The 18,657-nt window shown below is 70.6% G+C and carries 15 protein-coding genes, 1 other RNA gene and 1 pseudogene; 1 reads left to right on the top strand and 16 read right to left on the bottom strand.

What is annotated here, in order from left to right; translation table 11 throughout:
• Nucleotides 1–51 precede the first annotated feature (51 nt).
• The 13 genes and pseudogenes from ftsA to mraZ form a co-directional block, all read right to left on the bottom strand.
• Nucleotides 52–1,287 carry a cell division protein FtsA gene (gene ftsA / locus FD678_RS04545; RefSeq protein WP_140719705.1) on the bottom strand — a complete coding sequence of 412 codons (1,236 nt, stop codon included), beginning with the start codon at nucleotides 1,285–1,287 and terminating at the stop codon, nucleotides 52–54.
• On the bottom strand, nucleotides 1,284–2,111 hold the full coding sequence (locus FD678_RS04550; RefSeq protein WP_140719707.1) for a cell division protein FtsQ/DivIB: 828 nt from the start codon (nucleotides 2,109–2,111) through the stop codon (nucleotides 1,284–1,286). Before FD678_RS04550 ends, ftsA begins: the two co-directional genes overlap by 4 nt.
• On the bottom strand, nucleotides 2,111–3,076 hold the full coding sequence (locus tag FD678_RS04555; protein WP_140719709.1) for a D-alanine--D-alanine ligase: 966 nt from the start codon (nucleotides 3,074–3,076) through the stop codon (nucleotides 2,111–2,113). The genes FD678_RS04550 and FD678_RS04555 overlap by 1 nt, the downstream gene beginning before the upstream one ends.
• Nucleotides 3,073–4,506 (bottom strand): UDP-N-acetylmuramate--L-alanine ligase, encoded by a 1,434-nt coding sequence (gene murC, locus FD678_RS04560; protein WP_140719711.1) that lies wholly within the window; start codon nucleotides 4,504–4,506, stop codon nucleotides 3,073–3,075. The genes FD678_RS04555 and murC overlap by 4 nt, the downstream gene beginning before the upstream one ends.
• The gene (gene murG, locus FD678_RS04565) at nucleotides 4,503–5,741 is read right to left on the bottom strand and encodes an undecaprenyldiphospho-muramoylpentapeptide beta-N-acetylglucosaminyltransferase (protein ID WP_218569491.1); all 1,239 of its coding nucleotides are present in this window, start codon (nucleotides 5,739–5,741) and stop codon (nucleotides 4,503–4,505) included. The genes murC and murG overlap by 4 nt, the downstream gene beginning before the upstream one ends.
• Before the next feature lie 59 nt (nucleotides 5,742–5,800).
• Nucleotides 5,801–7,123, bottom strand: coding sequence for a putative lipid II flippase FtsW (gene ftsW / locus FD678_RS04570; RefSeq protein ID WP_140719715.1), 1,323 nt, complete (start codon nucleotides 7,121–7,123; stop codon nucleotides 5,801–5,803).
• Nucleotides 7,123–8,208 carry a phospho-N-acetylmuramoyl-pentapeptide-transferase gene (gene mraY / locus FD678_RS04575; RefSeq protein ID WP_140719718.1) on the bottom strand — a complete coding sequence of 362 codons (1,086 nt, stop codon included), beginning with the start codon at nucleotides 8,206–8,208 and terminating at the stop codon, nucleotides 7,123–7,125. Before mraY ends, ftsW begins: the two co-directional genes overlap by 1 nt.
• Nucleotides 8,198–9,742 carry a UDP-N-acetylmuramoyl-tripeptide--D-alanyl-D-alanine ligase gene (locus FD678_RS04580; RefSeq protein WP_140719720.1) on the bottom strand — a complete coding sequence of 515 codons (1,545 nt, stop codon included), beginning with the start codon at nucleotides 9,740–9,742 and terminating at the stop codon, nucleotides 8,198–8,200. Before FD678_RS04580 ends, mraY begins: the two co-directional genes overlap by 11 nt.
• A complete protein-coding gene (locus FD678_RS04585; RefSeq protein WP_140719722.1) occupies nucleotides 9,739–11,208 on the bottom strand; it encodes a UDP-N-acetylmuramoyl-L-alanyl-D-glutamate--2,6-diaminopimelate ligase in 1,470 nt (489 codons plus the stop codon). Before FD678_RS04585 ends, FD678_RS04580 begins: the two co-directional genes overlap by 4 nt.
• Nucleotides 11,205–13,055, bottom strand: a complete 1,851-nt coding sequence (locus FD678_RS04590) for a peptidoglycan D,D-transpeptidase FtsI family protein (protein ID WP_140719724.1) — start codon at nucleotides 13,053–13,055, stop codon at nucleotides 11,205–11,207. Before FD678_RS04590 ends, FD678_RS04585 begins: the two co-directional genes overlap by 4 nt.
• On the bottom strand, nucleotides 13,052–13,315 hold the full coding sequence (gene ftsL, locus FD678_RS04595) for a cell division protein FtsL (protein ID WP_140719726.1): 264 nt from the start codon (nucleotides 13,313–13,315) through the stop codon (nucleotides 13,052–13,054). Before ftsL ends, FD678_RS04590 begins: the two co-directional genes overlap by 4 nt.
• Nucleotides 13,316–13,410: 95 nt before the next feature.
• Nucleotides 13,411–14,358: pseudogene (rsmH, locus tag FD678_RS04600) on the bottom strand (16S rRNA (cytosine(1402)-N(4))-methyltransferase RsmH); the annotation flags it as partial.
• A 14-nt stretch (nucleotides 14,359–14,372) separates the two neighbouring features.
• A complete protein-coding gene (gene mraZ, locus FD678_RS04605; RefSeq protein WP_140719730.1) occupies nucleotides 14,373–14,819 on the bottom strand; it encodes a division/cell wall cluster transcriptional repressor MraZ in 447 nt (148 codons plus the stop codon).
• Nucleotides 14,820–15,143: 324 nt separating this feature from the next.
• Between mraZ and FD678_RS04610 the strand changes: the two genes are divergently transcribed.
• Complete coding sequence (locus FD678_RS04610; RefSeq protein ID WP_140719732.1) at nucleotides 15,144–15,899, top strand: NRDE family protein; 756 nt, start codon at nucleotides 15,144–15,146, stop codon at nucleotides 15,897–15,899.
• 285 nt (nucleotides 15,900–16,184) lie between these two features.
• Here the strand turns inward: FD678_RS04610 and rnpB are convergent.
• The 3 genes from rnpB to rsmI form a co-directional block, all read right to left on the bottom strand.
• An RNA gene (gene rnpB / locus FD678_RS04615) (RNase P RNA component class A) lies at nucleotides 16,185–16,534 on the bottom strand.
• Nucleotides 16,535–16,583: 49 nt separating this feature from the next.
• Complete coding sequence (gene chrA / locus FD678_RS04620) at nucleotides 16,584–17,795, bottom strand: chromate efflux transporter (RefSeq protein WP_140719734.1); 1,212 nt, start codon at nucleotides 17,793–17,795, stop codon at nucleotides 16,584–16,586.
• Nucleotides 17,779–18,606, bottom strand: a complete 828-nt coding sequence (rsmI, locus tag FD678_RS04625; protein WP_140719736.1) for a 16S rRNA (cytidine(1402)-2'-O)-methyltransferase — start codon at nucleotides 18,604–18,606, stop codon at nucleotides 17,779–17,781. The genes chrA and rsmI overlap by 17 nt, the downstream gene beginning before the upstream one ends.
• Nucleotides 18,607–18,657 lie beyond the last annotated feature (51 nt).

Consider the following 18,657-nt stretch of genomic DNA (forward strand, 5'->3'; position numbering starts at 1 on the left):
CTCTTGCTCTTGCTTTTGCCCTTACGAATCACCAATCACGAATCCCGGCCCTCAGAACTCGCCGCGATACCAGTTCCGCAACTTCTTGAACAAACTGCCGGCGCGCCCGGTCGGGATCGACGGGCGGCGCGGGTGCTCGATCTGGCTGCCCATCAGCAGCAGGCCGACGCCGGTGGCGTGGACCGGGTTGCCGACCACTTCGCCCAAGCCGGTGACGTGCTGCGGGATGCCCACGCGCACCGGCATCTGCAGCATTTCCTCGGCCAGCTCGACCACGCCTTCCATCTTCGAGGCGCCGCCGGTGAGCACCATGCCGGCGCGCACCAGTTCCTCGAAGCCCGAGCGGCGCAGTTCGGCCTGCACCATCTCGAAGATCTCCTCGTAACGCCCCTGCACCGCCTGCGCGAGCGAGGCGCGCGGCATCCGCCGCGGCGGCCGGTCGCCGACCGACGGCACCTGGATGCTTTCCTCCGCGGTGGCCAGCTGCGCCAGCGCGCAGGCGTAGCGCACCTTGATCTGCTCGGCTTCCGGCGTGGGCGTGCGCAGCATGTGCGCGATGTCGTTGGTGACGTGGTCGCCGGCGATCGGCAGCGAGGCGGTATGGCTGATCGCGCCCTGCACGTACACGGTGATGTCGGTGGTGCCGGCGCCGATGTCGACCAGCACCACGCCCAGCTCGCGCTCGTCGGCGGTCAGCACCGCCACCGAGGACGCCAGCGAGGACAGCACCAGGTCGTCGACCTGCAGGCCGCACTTCTGCACGCACTTGCTGATGTTGGCCGCCGCCGACTGCGCGCAGGTCACCAGGTGCGCGTGCACTTCCAGGCGCACGCCGGTCATGCCGACCGGGTTGCGGATGCCTTCCTGCGAGTCGTCCAGCACGTACTCGCGCGGGATCGCGTGCAGGATGCGCTGGTCGGCCGGGATCGCCACCGCCTTGGCGGCCTCCAGCACGCGCTCCAGGTCGTTCCAGGTGACCTCGCCGTCGCGGATCGGCTGGATGCCCTGCGAGTTGCGGCACTGCACGTGGTTGCCGGAGATCGAGGCGTAGACCGAGCGGATCTCGCAGCCGGCCATCAGTTCGGCTTCCTCGACCGCGCGCTGGATCGATTGCACGGTGGACTCGATGTCCACGACCACGCCGCGCTTGAGGCCGCGCGATTCGTGCGTGCCGATGCCGATCACCTCGATCGGATTGCCCGGCGAGTACTCGCCGACCAGCGCGGTCACCTTGGAGGTGCCGATGTCGAGTCCGACGATGAGGGATTTGTCGCCTTTGCGGTTCATGTTCTGGAGCCGGGATTCGGGATTCTGGATTGGGGATTCGCGAGGAGTGGATTGCCGATGGCGGGGACCGGGCCGTAGGACGCGGCGCTTCGGGGCGTCGCCTTTTCCGATCCCGAATCCCGAGCCCCCACTGCCTGCCTCTCCACCGTGAAGCCGTTGGTGTAGCGGAGGTCGGCGCGCACGATCGGCTGGGCCGGATCGGCCAGTTGCGGCAGCACGCGCGCGAAGCGCTGCAGGCGCGCCTTGGCGTCGTCGCGCCCGACCACCACCTGCACGTCGTTGCTCAGGCCGAGCGACCAGCTGCCGCGCGCGTCCAGCGCCAGCCGCTTCACGTCGAGGCCCGCCGGCGCGAACAGCGCGCGCGATTCGTTGTAGAGCGCGACCACCTCGGCGGTCTTGCCGTCCGGTCCGTCCAGCTGCGGCAGCTCGAGGTCCTTCAGGCGCGGCGGCACCGGGAACAGCCGCCCCTGCTCGGACAGCATCCGGTCGGCGCCCCAGCGCGCGAAAGGCTTGTGCTCGACCACGCGCACTTCCAGCACGTCCGGCCAGCTCTTGCGCACCTGCGCGCTCTCCACCCACGGCAAGCGCTCGATCGCGTCCTGCGCGTCCTGCAGCTTAACCGCGAAGAAGCCCGACTTCGCATACGGCAGCACCACGGCGCGCAGCTGCTCCGGCGAGATGCGCTTGAAATCCCCGGTCACGCGCAAGCGGCTCAACGGCCAGCGCTCGGCGCCGACCCAGCCGTTGAGCACGGCCACCACCGGCAGCGCGACCAGCGCCACCGCGAGCAGCCATGCCAGGATGCGCAGCGAGGCGTTGAGCATCAGGCCGCGTCCTCCAGCGTCATCTCCAGCACGCGCCAGACCAGTTCCTCGAACGACACGCCGAGCTGGCGCGCGGCCTTGGGCACCAGCGAGTGGCTGGTCATGCCCGGCGCGGTGTTGACCTCCAGCAGGTAGAACGCGCCGCTGGCGCGGTCGCGCATCACGTCGACGCGGCCCCAGCCACGGCAGCCGGCGGCGCGGAACGCGGCCAGCGCGATGCGGCCGATCTCGGCTTCGGCCGCGCCATCGAGGCCGGGACACAGGTATTGGGTGTCCTCGGCGATGTACTTGGCGTTGTAGTCGTACCACTGGCCCTTGGGCACAATCCGGATCGACGGCAGCGCGAGGTCGCCGAGGATGGCGACGGTCAGCTCGTCGCCTTCGACCAGTTGCTCCATCAGCAGCTCGCCGTCGTAGCGCGCGGCCAGCGCGACGGCCTCGCCGAGCTGGGCGCCGTCGAACACGCGGCTCACGCCGACGCTGGAGCCCTCGTTGGCCGGCTTGACGATCACCGGCAGGCCGAGGCCGGCGGCGGCCGAACGCACTTCCTCCGGGCTCGCGCCCGCGGCCAGCGCCGTGTAGCGCGGCGTCGGCAGGCCCAGCGACAGCCACACCTGCTTGGTGCGCACCTTGTCCATGCTCAACGCCGAACCGAGCACGTCTGAGCCGGTGTACGGCACGCCGAAGGCCTCCATCAGGCCTTGCACGATGCCGTCCTCGCCGCCGCCGTTGTGGCCGTGCAGGACGTTGAATACCCGGTCGAACTTCTTCTCGACCAGCGCCTGCGCGAGCGCCGGGATGCCATCGACCGCATGCGCGTCGACGCCGCGCGCGCGCAGCGCCTCCAGCACGTTGCGGCCGGAGTCCAGCGACACCTCGCGCTCGGAGGAGGTGCCGCCGAGCAGCACCGCCACGCGGCCGAACACCGCCGGATCGGAATGGCGGAGGGCGGGCAACGCGCTCATGCCTTGCCTCCCTGGAAGCCTTCGCCGGCGATCTGCTGGGCCACGTAGCCGATGTCGCCGGCCCCCATCATCAACAGCAGGTCGCCGTCCTGCAGCACGTCGGGCAGCACCGACGCCAGCTCGGCCACCTGCGGCACCACCACCGGCTCGCTGCGGCCGCGCGCACGGATCGCGCGCGCCAGCGCCTTGGAATCGGCACCGGGAATCGGCGCCTCCCCTGCCGGGTAGACCTCGCTCAGCACCAGCGCATCGACGGTGCTGAGCACCGCCGCGAAGGCATCGAACTGGTCGCGGGTGCGGCTGAAGCGGTGCGGCTGGAACGCCACCACCAGCCGGCGGTCCGGCCAGCCCCCGCGGGCGGCGGCGAACACCGCCTCCAGCTCGCGCGGGTGATGCCCGTAGTCGTCGATGATGCGCACGCGCGCGCCGCCGGCGGTGGTCACCTCGCCCAGGTCGTTGAAACGACGGCCGATGCCGGCGAAGTTCTCCAGCGCGTGCGCGATCGTCTCCGGCGGCACGCCCAGCTGCCAGCCCACCGCGGCTGCGGCCAGGGCGTTGAGCACGTTGTGGCGGCCCGGCAGGGCCAGCGTCACCGGCGTGGTGGTACCTTCCGGCAGGCGCAGCGTGAAGCGCATGCGCGGGCCGTCCTGCACCACGTCCTCGGCGCGCACGTCGGCGTTGCCGCTCATGCCGTAGCTCATCACGTGGCGCGGCGTCTTCGCCGCCAGCGCGGCGACTTCCGGGTCGTCGATGCACAGCAGCGCCAGGCCGTAGAACGGCAGGCGCTGCAGGAACTCGGCGAAGGCGGCCTGCACCCGCGCGAAGTCGTTGCCGTAGTTCTCCAGGTGGTCGGCGTCGATGTTGGTGATCACCGCCACCAGCGGGTTCAGGCGCAGGAAGCTGCCGTCGCTCTCGTCGGCCTCGGCCACCAGCCACTGGCCGCCGCCGAGCTTGGCGTTGGCGCCGGAGGCCAGCAGCTTGCCGCCGATCACGAAGGTCGGGTCGAGCCCGCCCTCGCTCAGCACCGCCGCGGTCAGGCTGGTGGTGGTGGTCTTGCCGTGCGTGCCGGCCACCGCGATGCCGCGGCGGAAACGCATCAGCTCGGCGAGCATCGCCGCGCGCGGCATGATCGGGATGCGCTGGCTGCGCGCCTCCATCAATTCCGGGTTGTCGTCGCGGATCGCGCTGGAGACCACCACGCAATCGGTGCCGAGCACGTTCGCCGCGGAATGGCCGCGCATCACCCGCGCGCCGAGCTGCGCCAGGCGGCGCGTGGCGGCGTTGTCGGCATTGTCCGAGCCGGAGACCTCGTAGCCGAGCGTCAGCATCACTTCGGCGATGCCGCTCATGCCGGTGCCGCCGATGCCGACGAAATGCACGCGCGGGAACGCGCGGACCAGGTCGCCGGTGTCGTGCAGGCGACGGATCATGGGGCACCTCCGTCGGAGGTGCCGTGATTGGTGATTCGTGATTCGTGATTCGAGGGCTCGCTTGTAGCCGATGGTCCCTGCGACTCGTCATGCGGGCTGTCTTGCATGTGCTTCTGCTCTTGTTCTTGCTCTTTACGAATCACGAATCCCGAATCACGAATCACGGCTTCTTCCAGAACGATGTCCGCGATGCGCTCGGCCGCGTCCGGCCTGGCCAGGCCGCGCGCCGCTTGCGCCATGGCCAGGCGGCGACCGGCGTCGTCGAGCAGCGCCGGCAGCACCGACTGCAGGTTGGCGGCGAGCGCGTCGTCCTGTCTGAGCAGCACGGCGGCGCCGGCCTGGACCAGGTACTCGGCATTGCGGGTCTGGTGGTCGTCGACGGCGGCCGCGAACGGCACCAGCACGCTGCCCACGCCCGCGGCGCACAGTTCGGCCAGCGTGGAGGCACCGGCGCGGCACACCACCAGGTCGGCCCAGGCGTAGGCGCCGGCCATGTCGGCGATGAACGGTTCGACGCTGGCGCGCACGCCGGCCTGCGCGTAGGCCGCCTCGGCCTCGGCGCGCAGCGCTTCGCCGCACTGATGGCGCACCTCCACGTCGTGGCGGCCAAGCGCGGCCAGCGCGGCCGGTACCGACTGGTTGAGCACGCGTGCGCCCTGGCTGCCGCCGAGCACCAGCAGCCGGACCGGACCGGCACGGCCGGCGAAGCGCTCCGCCGGCACCGGCAACGCGGCGATTTCCTCGCGCACCGGATTGCCCACCGCTTCCTCGCGCGCGGCGAAGCTGCCCGGGAACCCGGCCAGCACGCGCCGCGCGAAGCGCGCGAGCACCTTGTTGGTCATGCCGGGCGCGCGGTTCTGTTCGTGCACGATCAACGGCAGCCGCATGAAGCGCGCGGCGATGCCGCCGGGCCCGGCCGCGAAGCCGCCGAAGCTGACCACCACGCGCGGCTGGCGCCGGCGCAGCACGAAACCGGCGGCGCGGATCGCGCGCATCACGCGCAGCGGCGCGCCGAGCAGGGCCAGCTTGCCCTTGCCGCGCAGCCCGCCGATCTCCAGCGCGTCGATCTCGATGCCGTGCTGCGGCACCAGCTTGGTCTCCATCCTGCCGACCGCGCCGAGCCACACCACCGGCACGCCGCGCGCGCGCAGCACCTTGGCCACGGCCAGCCCCGGGAAGATATGACCGCCGGTGCCGCCGGCCAGGATCATCACCGGCCGGCTTCCGCCCTGCATGGGATCCACCTGTCGGATCCCCGCACTGGGATGCGCGGACTTTTGCGCGGGACCCGCGCTCATGCGAGCCTCCCGAACGTCGGCTCGACCCGCTCGCGCATGCGGCTGGTGCCGCGCTCGGACAGCGGCCTCTGCACCGCGGCCGACGCCGGCGCGACGGACGGCGCGTGCGCCGGCACCGCGGTCCCGGTTTCCGCCGGCGCCGCGTCGGCGACCGGCTGCGCTCCCGGCGCCAGCTTGCTGCGCAGCCGCTCGGCGCGATCGGTCTCGTAGGACACGCGCAGCAGCACGCCCATCGCCACGCAGGTCATCAGCACCGACGAACCGCCGGAAGAGATCAACGGCAGGGTCAGGCCCTTGGTCGGCAGGATGCCCAGGTTCACGCCGATCGACACGAAGCTCTGCATCGCGATCCACAGCGCGATGCCGAACGCGATGTAGCCGGAGAAGTGGCGCTTCATCTCGATGCAGCGCATGCCCAGCCAGAACGCGCGCCCGACCAGCAGCGCGTACAGCGCCACGATCAGGCATACGCCGACGAAGCCCAGCTCCTCGGCGATCACCGAGAAGATGAAGTCGGTGTGCGACTCCGGCAGGTAGTTGAGCTTCTGCACCGAAGCGCCCAGGCCCACCCCGCTCCATTCGCCGCGGCCGATCGCCATCAGCGCGTTGGACAGCTGGTAGCCCGAACCGAGCTGGTCGGCCCATGGGTCGAGGAAGGAGGTGACGCGGCGCATGCGGTACGGCTCGAACACGACCAGCGCCACCAGGGCGGGCAGCGCCACCACGATCGGCATCGACATCCGCGGCAGGTTGACCCCGCCCAGCACCAGCATGCCGGCGGTGATGCCCAGCAGCAGCGTGGACGAGCCGAAGTCCGGCTGCAGCAGCAGCAGGCCGATCAGCAGGCCGACCACGCCCAGCGGCTTGAGCATCGCCGGCCAGGTCGCGTTGACCTCGTCGCGGAAACGCACCAGGTAGCTCGACAGCCAGATGATGTAGAGCACCTTGACCGCTTCGACGGTCTGGAACTTGGAGATGCCCAGGTTGATCCAGCGCCGCGCGCCGTTGACGCTGCTGCCCAGGCCCGGCACGAACACCAGGATGAGCAGGCCGAAGCAGGCCAGCAGCAGCATCTGGTTGTGCTGCTCGACGGTCTTCAGCTCGGTGCGCATGGCCCAGAACGCCAGGCCGACGCCGACGCCGAGGAACAGCAGGTGGCGGGTCAGGTAGTAGAACGGGCTATCGGTCAGTTCGATCGAGCTGGAGGCGACCATCACCACGCCGATCGAGGCGAGCGCGATCGCCGCGCCCATCAGCCACAGATCGTAGCGTCCGCCGATCGATTCCAGCCGGGTGGCCTGGCGCGACAGGTCGTTCATCAGCGCACCTTCAACGTGGCCAGGCCGATGAGCACCAGCACCACCGAGATGATCCAGAAGCGCACGATCACGCGCGGCTCCGGCCAGCCTTTCAGCTCGAAGTGGTGGTGGATCGGCGCCATCCGGAACACCCGCTTGCCGGTGAGCTTGAAGCTGGCGACCTGGATCATCACCGACAGCGTCTCGATCACGAACACGCCGCCCATCACGACCAGCACCAGCTCCTGGCGCACGATCACCGCGATGGTGCCGAGCACCGCGCCCAGCGCCAGCGCGCCGATGTCGCCCATGAACACCATCGCCGGATAGGTGTTGAACCACAGGAAGCCCAGGCCGGCGCCGGCGATCGCCGCGCAGATGATGATCAGCTCGCCGGCGCCCGGGATCGTCGGGATCTTCAGGTAGCCGGAGAACACCGCGTTGCCCGAGGCATAGGCGAACACGCCCAGCGCGCAGGCGACCAGCACGGTCGGCATGATCGCCAGGCCGTCCAGGCCGTCGGTCAGGTTGACCGCGTTGGAGAAGCCGACGATCCAGAAGTAGGCGATCACCACGAAGCTGATGCCGGCCAGCGGCAGCGCGATCGACTTGAACAGCGGGATGTAGAAGGTGATCGCCGCCGGCACGTCGGCGGTGTAGTAGAGGAACAGGCCGGCGGCCAGGCCGAAGATCGACTGCAGCAGGTACTTCCAGCGCGACTTCAGGCCGTTGGGATCGCGCTTGACGATCTTGATCCAGTCGTCGTACCAGCCGATCGCGCCGAAGCAGACCATCACCGCCAGCACCAGCCACACGTAGCGGTTGCGCAGGTCGCCCCACAGCAGCACCGAGGCCAGCACGGTCATCAGGATCAGGCCGCCGCCCATGGTCGGCGTGCCGGCCTTGGAGAAGTGCGTCTGCGGGCCGTCCTTGCGGATCGGCTGGCCGCCCTTGAACTGGGCGAGCTTGCGGATCACCGCCGGGCCCATCCACAGCGACAGGAACAGCGCCGTCAACGCGGCGAGGATGCCGCGGAACGTCAGGTAATTGAAAAGCCCGAACAGGCTTTCCAGTTGCTGCAGCCAGCGGGCCAACTCAAGCAACATCCGAGGTTTCCTCCCCATGCGCCAGCAGCGCGGTCACGATCTTGTCCATGGCGCTGCCGCGCGAGCCTTTGACCAGGATGGTCGGGACCCGGGAAGGCGCGCGGCCGCCGATGGCGCTGCCGCCGGTGTTTTCATGCATCGGCTTCGATTCCTGCTCTTGATCCTGCTGTTCCCGGGTCCCGACGACCCGCGCGATATCCGCCCTCAGCGCCGCCGCCAGCTCGCCATGGCTCCCGAACACCCGGCCGCCTTCGCCGAACGCGGCCGCGGCGGCCGCGCTCAGCGGCCCGAGCGCGTACAGGCGCGCCAGCTTGGCGGCGCGGGCGCGGCGGCCTGCGGCGGCGTGCAGCGCCTCGGCTTCCGGGCCGAGTTCGCGCATGTCGCCGAGCACCAGCCAACCCTCGCCGGGGCCGATGGCCAGCGCGTCGATCGCCGCAGCCAGCGAACCGGGATTGGCGTTGTAGCTGTCGTCGATCAGCACCGCGCCGTTCGCCAGCAGGTGGCGGACTTGCCGGCCGGCGACCGGCCTGGCCTCGGCCAGGCCCGCGGCGACCTGCGCCAGCGGGATGCCGGCACCGAGCGCCAGCGCGGCGACGGCCAGCGCGTTGCGCACGTTGTGGCGGCCCGGCAGCGCCAGCGCCACTTCGGCCTCGCCCTGCGGCGCGACCAGGGTGAAGCGCGAGCCGCCCTCGCCGAGCGCCACGTTGCGCGCGCGCACGTCGGCGCTGGCATCCAGCGCATAGCGCAACACCTGCCGGCGCGGTGCCGCGCTTGAAAGGACCCCGGCACAGGGATGTGCCGTGCCCTTGCGAGGAAGTCGCAAAAAATGCTGCTCGAACCACGCGCCGAACGCATCGTCGGCATTGACGGCGGCGACGCCGCCCTCCGGCAGCGCGGCATAGATCGCGCCCTTGGTCAGGGCCACGCCGAGTAGGCTGCCCATGCGTTCCAGGTGCGCCGGCGCGATGTTGTTCACCAGCGCGAAATCCGGCCGCACGATCTCGGTCAGGTAGGCAATGTCGCCGGGCTTGCCGGCGCCCATCTCGTAGATCGCGTAATCGGCGTCCTCCGGCGCGTCGATCACCGCCAGCGGCAGGCCGATCTCGTTGTTGCGGTTGCCGGGATTGGCGTACACGGTGGTGCCGGCGATGCGGCCGGCATGTTCCAGGACGGCCAGCAGCAGCGACTTCACGCTGGTCTTGCCGTTGGAGCCGGTGACCGCGAACACCTTGGTCGCGCGGCCGCGCTGCATGCCCTGCGCGATGCGCGCCAGCGCGAGCTGGCTGTCGGCCACGCGCACCTGCGGCAACTCGATGTCGGGCAACACGCGCTCGACCAGCAGCGCGCTCGCGCCGCGCGCCGCGGCATCCGTGGCGAAGTCGTGGCCGTCGAAGCGTTCGCCGCGCAGCGCCACGTACAGGCTGCCGGGCGCGAGCGTGCGGCTGTCCTGGGTGACGGCGTCGATGGCGACGTCGTCGCCGTGCAGCTCGCCGCCGGCCCAGTGCGCGATCAACGACAAGGGCGTGCGCTTCACTGGACACCTCCCAGCACCGCGCGCGCCACTTCGGTGTCGTCGAAGGGATGCCTGGTCCCGGCGATCTCCTGGTACGGCTCGTGGCCCTTGCCGGCCACCAGCACGATGTCGCCGGCCCTGGCCTGCCCGATCGCCGTGGCGATCGCCGCGGCGCGGTCGCGCTGCACCGCGACCACGGAAGGATCGGCGAAACCGGCCATGATGCCGGCGACGATGGCATCGCCATCCTCGTTGCGCGGGTTGTCGTCGGTGACGATCACCACGTCGGCCTTGGCCTCGGCGATCGCGGCCATCTGCGGGCGCTTGCCGGCATCGCGCTCGCCGCCGCAGCCGAACACGCAGATCAGCCGGCCTTCGAGGTGCGCGTGCAGGCTGTCCAGCGCCTGTTCCAGGGCATCGGGAGTATGCGCGTAGTCGATCACCACCAGCGGATGCCTGCCGTCGCCGCCGAGGCGGTTCATGCGCCCGCGGATCGGCTGCAGTTGCGACAGCACCGCGGCGACCTGCACCGGCGCGTGGCCCAGCGCATGCAGCGCCCCGGCCACGGCCAGCAGGTTGTCGACGTTGAAGCGGCCCAGCAGCGGGGACCGTACCCGGTGGGCCTGGCCGTCGATCCACAGGTCGAAGCCGATGCCGCGGTTGTCCAGTTCGAGGTTGCCGGCGCGCACCGTCGCACCGGCCTGGCCGCGCGAGCTGACACCGATGCCGCGCACGGCCGGATCGAGGCCGGCCAGCAGCGTGCGGCCGAACGCATCGTCCAGGTTCAGCACCGCCGCCTTCAACCCGGGCCGCGCGAACAGCTTCGCCTTGGCCGCGCCGTAGCTGGCCATGTCGCCGTGGTAATCGAGGTGGTCGCGGGTGAGATTGGTGAACACGCCCACGTCGAAGTGGACGGCATCGACCCGGCCCTGGTCGAGCGCGTGCGAACTCACCTCCATCGCCACCGCCTGCGCGCCGGCGTCGCGCAGCTGCGCGAGCAGCTCGTGCATCTGCAGCACCAGCGGCGTGGTGAAACCGGTCGGCACGACCTGCCCGTAAAGCCCGGCGCCGAGCGTGCCGATGCTGCCGCTCTCGGTGCCCATCAGCTTCCATGCCTGCGCGAGCAGCTGCACCGTGGAGGTCTTGCCGTTGGTGCCGGTGACGCCGACCATCGTCATGGTCTGCGACGGATGCGCGTGGAAGCGGTCGGCCATCGCACCCATGCGCGCGCGCAGGCCCGGCACCGCGATCGCGTCGGCCGGTGCCGGCAGCTCGGCCGGCGCCGGCGGTTCGAACAGGATCGCCGCGGCGCCGTTCGCCCGCGCCTGGTCGACGAAGCCGAGCCCGTGCGCGCCGAAGCCGGCGATCGCGACGAAGGCATAGCCCGGCCGCACCTGGCGGCTGTCCAGCACCAGGCCGGACACCGCCACGTCGCGCGCCATCGGCACGTCGGGGATCAGCTGCGAAAGCGCCATCGACCGGCTCATTGATGGCTCTCCTTCAGCGGCGCCGGCGCGCCTGCCGTGGCGACCGGGATCGCCGCCTCGACCTCGTCGGCCGCGTCGGGCATCGTCGCCGGGTCCGGCTCCACCGCCGGCTTGGCCACGGGCTTGCCGTTCTTGCTGTTCGCCTGGGCCGCCAACCACGACTGGATGTCGTCCGGCGGCACGTCCATCAGCCGCAGCGCGCCTTCCATCACGTCGTGGAACACCGGCGCGGACACCAGGCCGCCGTAGTACTTGCCGCCCTGCGGGTCGTTGATGACGATCACCGTCGCGAAACGCGGGCTGGAGGCCGGCACCAGGCCGGCGAACAGGGAGTTGTAATGGCCGCGCTCGTAGCCGCGCGGGCCGTTCTTGCGCGCGGTGCCGGTCTTGCCCGCCACGTGGTAGCCCAGGATCGCTGCGCCCTTGGCGCCGCCCTGGGTGACCACGGTCTCCATCATGTCGATGACTTCGCGCGCGACCTGCGGGCTGACCACCTGGCGCGGCTCGTTGTGCTGGCCCTTCACGAAGGTCGGCGGGATCAGCTTGCCGCCGTTGCCCAGCGCCGCGTACGCCTGCGCGATCTGCAGCGGCGTCACCGACAGGCCGTAGCCGTACGACATCGTGGTCTTGGTGGTGCCGTACCAGCTCGGGCTGCCCGGCGCCGGCACGACGCCGGACGACTCGCCCGGGAAGCCGCTCTTGGGCGCGCTGCCGTAGCCGAAGTTGTGGATCGACTGGTAGAAGGCCTGGTCCGTCAGCTTGGCGCCGATCTTGGCCGCGCCGATGTTGGAGCTGCGCGTGATCACGCCGGTCACGTTGAGCACGCCGTTGTTGCGCGGCACGTCGCGGATCGTGAAGCGGCCCAGCGTCATGTAGCCGGGATTGGTGTCGATGATCGTGTCCGGCGTCACCACGCCGGCCTGCAGCGCGGTGGCGATGGTCAGCGGCTTCATCGTCGAACCCGGCTCGACCAGGTCGGTGACCGCGCGGTTGCGGCGCGCCGACGGGTTGATGCCCGTCACCGCGTTCGGGTTGTAGGTGGGCAGGTTGACCATCGCCAGCACTTCGCCGGTGGCCACGTCCATGATCACCATCGAACCGCCGGCGGCGTTGTTCTCCACCAGCGCCTTGCGCAGCTCCTTGTAGGCCAGGAACTGGATGCGGCGGTCGATGCTCAGGGTCAGGTCCTTGCCGGGCTCGGCCGGGCGCACCAGGTCCACGCTCTCGACGATCGCGCCGCGCGCGTCGCGCACCACCTTCTTGACGCCGGGCTTGCCGCGCAGCCAGTCGTCGAAGGCCAGCTCCAGCCCCTCCTGGCCGCGGTCGTCGATGTTGGTGAAGCCCAGCACGTGCGCCATCGCCTCGCCCTGCGGGTAGAAGCGGCGGAATTCGCGCTGCGAGAACACGCCGGGGATCTTCAGCGCGACGACCTGGTGCGCCTTGTCCGGGTTGATCCGGCGCTTGAGGTACATGAACTCCTTGTCGCCCTTCTGGGTCAGGCGGGCGGTGAGCTCGTCGGCCGGCAGGTCCAGCGCGCGCGCCAGCTCGGGAATGCGGTCCGGATTGCGCAGCAGCTCCTGCGGGTTGGCCCAGATCGACTCGACCGGCGTGGACACCGCCAGCGGCTCGCCGTTGCGGTCGGTGATCATGCCGCGCGAGGTCGCGATCGGCAGCTCGCGCAGGTAGCGCGCCTCGCCCTGGCGCTGGTAGAAGTCGCTGTTGATCAGCTGCACGTAGGCGGCCCGGCCGATCAGCGTGACCGAGCACAGCCCGAGCGCCGCGCCGACCAGCATCACGCGGCCGCGCAGGTTGAAGTTGCTGCGGGGGCGGTTGCGGCCGGCCTTCATGGGCGCACCACCACGATGTCGTTGGCTTCCGGGAACTTCATGCCCAGCCGCTCGCGCGCGATCTGGTCGATGCGGTTGCTCTCGGCCCAGGTGGCCTGTTCCAGCTGCAACCGGCCGAACTCGATGTTCAGTTCGTCACGCTCGCGCTCCAGCCGCGACAGCTCGACGAACAGCTTGCGGTGCATGTGGCGCATGTAGACCACGCCGATCGCCGAAGCGACGGTGCAGGCCAGCAGCACGATCAGCAGGATGCGACTCATTGGGCACCTCCTTCTGGAGGTGCCGGGATTGGGGATTGGGGATTGGGGATTCGCGAAGCGTCCCTCTCCCATCCCGAATCCCGAATCCCGAATCCCAGCTTCTCGGCCACCCGCAGCACCGCGCTGCGCGCGCGCGGGTTCGCCTCCAGCTCGTCGTCGCCGGCCTTGACCGCGCCGCCGATCGCCTGCAACGCCGGCACGAACGCCTGCGCCTGGGGCAGCCGGCGGTTGCTCGGCGGCGCCTTGGCGTGGCGATTGATGAATTGCTTGACGATGCGGTCTTCCAGCGAGTGGAAGCTGATCACCGCCAGCCGGCCGCCCGGCTTGAGCGCGGCCAGCGCGGCGTCCAGGCCGGCCTCGAGGTCGGCCAGTTCGCGGTTCACGTGGATGCGGATCGCCTGGAAGCTGCGCGTGGCCGGATGGATCTTGTCCTTGCCGCGCGGCATCACCGAGGCAATCAGCTCGGCCAGCTGCGCGGTACGGACCAATGGCTGCGCGGCGCGGCGCGCGACGATCGCGCGGGCGATGCGGCGGCTCTGTCTCTCCTCGCCGTAGGTCCACAGCACGTCGGCGATCTCGCGCTCGTCGGCGCGCGCCAGCCAGTCGGCCGCGCTCTCGCCGGACTCCGGGTCCATGCGCATGTCGAGCGGGCCGTCCTTGCCGAACGAGAAGCCGCGCTCGGCCACGTCCAGCTGCGGCGAGGACACGCCCAGGTCGAACAGCACGCCGTCCAGCGACGCCGGCGCGACCACCTGCGCCAGCGTGGCGAAGCTGCCGCGGTGGATCGACACGCGCGGATCGGCGCCGAACGCTTGCTCGGCGACCGCGATCGCGTCGGGATCCTTGTCCATCACGTGCAGCCGGCCTCCCGGGCCGAGTCGTTGCAGCACCCCGCGCGCGTGCCCGCCACGCCCGAACGTGCCATCGAGGTAAGTTCCGTCACCGATCACCTGCAGACCTTCCAGGACCTGCGTGTACAGCACCGGCACATGCACCGCCGGCGGCTGCGACACCGGGTGACCGGGCTGCGCTTCGTCGCGCATCCGGGCACCCCGGCTCACAACCTGAGGTCGAGCAATCCATCGCCCAGATCCCCGTCAGACAGCGTCTGCTGGATCAATGCGCGATGGGCCTGCTCGCTCCAGAGTTCGAACTTGTCGCCCATGCCGAGCAGCACCGCCTTCTTCTCGATGCCGACCGCGCTGCGGTGGCTCGACGGGATGCTGATGCGACCGTTGGCGTCCAGTTCCAGCACCGCCGAGGAGCCCACCAGCTTCTGCTGGAGGACCCGCACGACCCGCTGCGTGTTGGGCTTGGCCATGACGTCGTCACGGACCCGCTCCCATTCCTTTTCCGCATACAGCCAGAGGCAGCCGGACTCGAACGGGTTGTAGGTCAGCACCAGGCGATTGCCGCTCACGCGCGCGACCAGGTCGCGATACGCGGTCGGCACCGCCATTCGCCCCTTGTCGTCCACCGTGATGGCCGTCTCGCCCTGGAACACGCCGTCGCTACCTCAGATATCCGCCCGGATGGTCATTGAACCACGAAAACCCACAAAAAACCCGGTTTTCCCTCGTATGCCCACCTTAGCAGCGGGCGATGGGTTGTCAACAACTTTTCGGCGGACAAATCGCCATGCACATCAATGGCTTGCAGCAATCTTTAGAGACTTGTTCAAGGCTTATCCACAAGTTGCTGTTTCGTCTCAGATTTTGAGATTGAACCGAAATTCAGCCCCGTGGAGGTGCCGTTAAGCCGCGCTTCCCATTCAGGATTTCGATCGCGCGGGATCGCCGCCGATTGCGCAACGCGCCACAATCCCGACATGTGCCTCGTCGCCCTTTCCTGGCAATCCCACCCTCGCTGGCGCCTGCTGATGGCAGGCAACCGCGATGAGTTCCACGGGCGCCCGACCGCCCCGCTGCACGCCTGGCCGACGCCCCACGAAGGGGTATTGGCGGGGCGCGACCTGCGCTCCGGCGGCAGCTGGGTCGGCGCGAACCGGCAGGGCCGGGCCGCGGTGGTGACTAACGTCCGCGATCCGCTGGCGAGCGCCTCGGGCCCTTCGCGCGGGCAGCTCATCGCCGATTACCTGGCCGGCAGCGCGGACGCGGCGGCCTATGCCGAGGTGATGCGCGGCCGGGCCGCCGAGTACCCGCCGTTCAACCTGCTGCTGGTCGATGCCGGGCGCTGCCACTACCTGGGCAACCACCCGACCGCCTGCCGCCCTCTGGAGCCCGGCATCCACGGCATGTCCAACGGCCGGCTCGACGCCCCCTGGCCCAAGACACGCCGGCTGGCCGGGCAGCTGTCGGACTGGCAGGCCGCCGGCGAGACGTCGCTCGACCCGCTATGGGCCGCCCTCGCCGACGAAACGATCACCCCGGACGATGCGTTGCCGGACACCGGCGTCGGCCTGGACCTGGAACGGCGCCTGTCGCCGGCGTTCATCCGTGGCCACGACTACGGCACCCGCGCCAGCACGATCCTGGCGATCGGCCACGACGGCCGCGGCTGGATCCATGAACGCCGCTTCGGCCCGGACGGCGTGTTCCTGGGCGAGACGCGGCTGGATATCTGAGCCCCTCTCCCTCCCGGGAGAGGGGTTGGGGTGAGGGCATGGAGGCGAAGCCGCGCCTCCGGATCCACAGGACATGGCTGAACGCGTCGCCACGCGCCCAGATGGCAACGAGCCGAACGCGCACTCTGCGATGGTTTGCCTTGGCTGGTGCGTGGCGACGCGTTCTTCAATACGATCGCTCCCGGTCTCCCGAGGCGCCCCTTTGGCAAAGGGGGCGCGGCGACAGCCGCGGGGATCCGGCAGGCCAAGGGCCTGGGGGCTTTTCCGCCCGGCAGGGCGGAAAAGCGGCGAAGCCGGCCGATAAGCCGGGTTCTGTCGTGGACAGTCATTCTTCTAGGCGCCGCGTCACCGCGACGCTCGAGCAACCTACCCGGATCCGGCGCGGGCCACGCCATCGGATCCCTATTTGGTCTTGCTCCAGGTGGGGTTTGCCGTGCCGGTCCGTTACCGGACTCGCGGTGCGCTCTTACCGCACCATTTCACCCTTGCCGGCTCCTCGGAAGGAACGTAGGCGGTATCTTTCTGTTGCACTTTCCGTCGGCTCGCGCCGCCCAGGCGTTACCTGGCACCTTGCCCTGTGGAGCCCGGACTTTCCTCGGCATCCTTTCGGATGACGCGACTGCCTGGCCGACTCCGCCGCGCGCATTGTCGCATGCCGCGGCCGTTCGCGCCCGCCGCGCGCGATCACCGCGCGGACAGGAATCCCGCGCCGCCCACCACCAGCACGACCAGCCAGGCGGGCCACTTGAACCAGGCCAGCATGGCGATGCCGGACGCCACCCACAGCACGTCCGTGGCGCCTTGCACCGAGCCGGTCCACGCCGGCCGGTACAGGGCCGCCGCGAGCAGGCCGACCACCGCGGCGTTGATGCCGCCGAGCGCGGCCTGGATGCGCGGCCGTTGTTGGAGCGCGTTCCAGAACGGCAACACGCCCAGCACCAGCAGCAACGACGGCAGGAAGATCGCCGCCAGGCACAGCGCGCCGCCCGCCCAGCCGCCCGGTCCTTCCGCCATCGCGGCGCCGAGGAAGGCGGCGAACGTGAACAACGGCCCGGGCATCGCCTGCGCCGCGCCGTAGCCGGCCAGGAACGTGTCCTGCCCGATCCAGCCCGCGCCGACCGTGCCCGACTGCAACAGCGGCAGGACCACGTGGCCGCCGCCGAACACCAGCGCGCCGGTGCGGTAGAACGTGTCCGCGATCGCCGCCCCGGGCCACCAGGCCGCCAGCAGCGGCAGCACCCCCAGCAGGACGAAGAACAGCGCCAGCGCCGCGAAGGCGCCGGCGCGCGAGACCGGCGCGGGCGGCAGCGCCGTCCCGCCGCCGCCCGCAGGCCGCCGGAAGCAGGCCTGCGCGACCAGCCCGGCGGCCGCGATCACCGCGACCTGGACCCAGGGCTGGTCGCGGACCAGCACGCACGCGGCGGCCGCCAACGCCAGCGCCGCGTGCGCCCAGTCGCGGCAGAACGCCCTGGCCATGCCCCACACCGCATGCGCCACCACGGCCACGGCGACCAGCTTCAGTCCATGCACCAGTGCGTCCAGGGTGCCGGGATCCCAGGCCGGCAAGGTGATCGCGATGAGGATCATGGCCACGGCGGACGGCAGCGTGAACCCGCACCACGCCGCCAGCGCTCCGCGCAGGCCGGCCCGGGACAGCCCGATCGCCATCCCGACCTGGCTGCTGGCCGGCCCCGGCAGGAACTGGCACAGCGCGACCAGCCCGGCGTAGGCCGGCTCGTCCAGCCAGCGCCGGCGCAGCACCAGTTCCTCGCGGAAGTACCCCAGGTGCGCGATCGGGCCGCCGAAGCTGGTCAATCCCAGCCGCAGGAACACCCGGAACACCTCCCAGGCGCCCGGCCCGCGCGCGCGCGGCGGTCCTTCAGCCCGGCTGCCCATACAGCGCCTTGCGCGGCGCGCCGGTGATCTCCGCGGCCAGCTTGGCGGCCGCCGAGGGGGGCAGGTGCGCGTTGAGCAAGGCGTAGACGCGGCGGCCCTCGGCGATCTTGGCCGATTCGTCCTCGCCAGCTCCCTGCACCATCACCACGAACTCGCCCTTGCGCTGGTCCGGATCGGCCTCGACCCGCGCCCGCAGTTCGCCCAGTGTGCCGTCGAGCACGGTCTCGAACAGCTTGGTCAGCTCGCGCGCGACCACCGCCGGACGGTCCGTGCCGAACGCCTCGCCCAGGTCGGCCAGCGACTCGGCGATGCGGTGCGAGGATTCGTAGAACACCAGCGTGCGCGCCTCGCCGGCCAGGCGCGCCAGCCGCTCGCGCCGCGCCGACGCCTTGGCCGGCAGGAAGCCCTCGAAGGCGAAGCGGTCGCTCGGCAGGCCGGCCACGCTGAGCGCGGCGATCGCCGCGCTCGGCCCCGGCACCGGGCTCACCTTCACGCCCGCCGCACGCGCCGCGCGCACCAGCCGGAAACCCGGATCGCTGACCAGCGGGGTGCCGGCGTCGGACACCAGCGCCAGCGCCTGCCCGTCCAGCAGGCGCGCGACGATCTTCTGCGCGATGGCGTCCTCGTTGTGCTCGTGCAGCGCCAGCAGCGGCCGCTCGATGCCGAAGTGCGCCAGCAGTTGCTTGCTGTGGCGGGTGTCCTCGGCGCAGACCGCGTCCACGCCGCGCAGCACCTCCTGGGCGCGCGGCGACAGGTCGGCAAGGTTGCCGATCGGGGTGGCAACCACGTGCAGGATTCCAGGGACGGTCATCAGCGGGCATTCCGGGGTCAAGGGTAGAATCGTAGCGTTTTCACCGGCACG

It is taken from the genome of Pseudomonas sp. Hp2 (assembly GCF_006386585.1).
Lineage (GTDB): Bacteria > Pseudomonadota > Gammaproteobacteria > Xanthomonadales > Xanthomonadaceae > Pseudomonas_S > Pseudomonas_S boreopolis.

Excerpts from the sequence above, each read along its gene's own strand:
- FD678_RS04585 (WP_140719722.1), bottom strand. The coding sequence starts at position 11,208 with ATGAGCCGGTCGATGGCGCTTTCGCAGCTGATCCCCGACGTGCCGATG.
- ftsL (WP_140719726.1), bottom strand. The coding sequence starts at position 13,315 with ATGAGTCGCATCCTGCTGATCGTGCTGCTGGCCTGCACCGTCGCTTCG.
- FD678_RS04550 (WP_140719707.1), bottom strand. The coding sequence starts at position 2,111 with ATGCTCAACGCCTCGCTGCGCATCCTGGCATGGCTGCTCGCGGTGGCG.
- rsmI (WP_140719736.1), bottom strand. The coding sequence starts at position 18,606 with ATGACCGTCCCTGGAATCCTGCACGTGGTTGCCACCCCGATCGGCAAC.
- ftsW (WP_140719715.1), bottom strand. The coding sequence starts at position 7,123 with ATGAACGACCTGTCGCGCCAGGCCACCCGGCTGGAATCGATCGGCGGA.
- ftsA (WP_140719705.1), bottom strand. The coding sequence starts at position 1,287 with ATGAACCGCAAAGGCGACAAATCCCTCATCGTCGGACTCGACATCGGC.
- mraY (WP_140719718.1), bottom strand. The coding sequence starts at position 8,208 with ATGTTGCTTGAGTTGGCCCGCTGGCTGCAGCAACTGGAAAGCCTGTTC.
- murG (WP_218569491.1), bottom strand. The coding sequence starts at position 5,741 with ATGCAGGGCGGAAGCCGGCCGGTGATGATCCTGGCCGGCGGCACCGGC.
- murC (WP_140719711.1), bottom strand. The coding sequence starts at position 4,506 with ATGATCCGTCGCCTGCACGACACCGGCGACCTGGTCCGCGCGTTCCCG.
- chrA (WP_140719734.1), bottom strand. The coding sequence starts at position 17,795 with ATGGGCAGCCGGGCTGAAGGACCGCCGCGCGCGCGCGGGCCGGGCGCC.
- FD678_RS04555 (WP_140719709.1), bottom strand. The coding sequence starts at position 3,076 with ATGAGCGCGTTGCCCGCCCTCCGCCATTCCGATCCGGCGGTGTTCGGC.
- FD678_RS04590 (WP_140719724.1), bottom strand. The coding sequence starts at position 13,055 with ATGAAGGCCGGCCGCAACCGCCCCCGCAGCAACTTCAACCTGCGCGGC.
- FD678_RS04610 (WP_140719732.1), top strand. The coding sequence starts at position 15,144 with ATGTGCCTCGTCGCCCTTTCCTGGCAATCCCACCCTCGCTGGCGCCTG.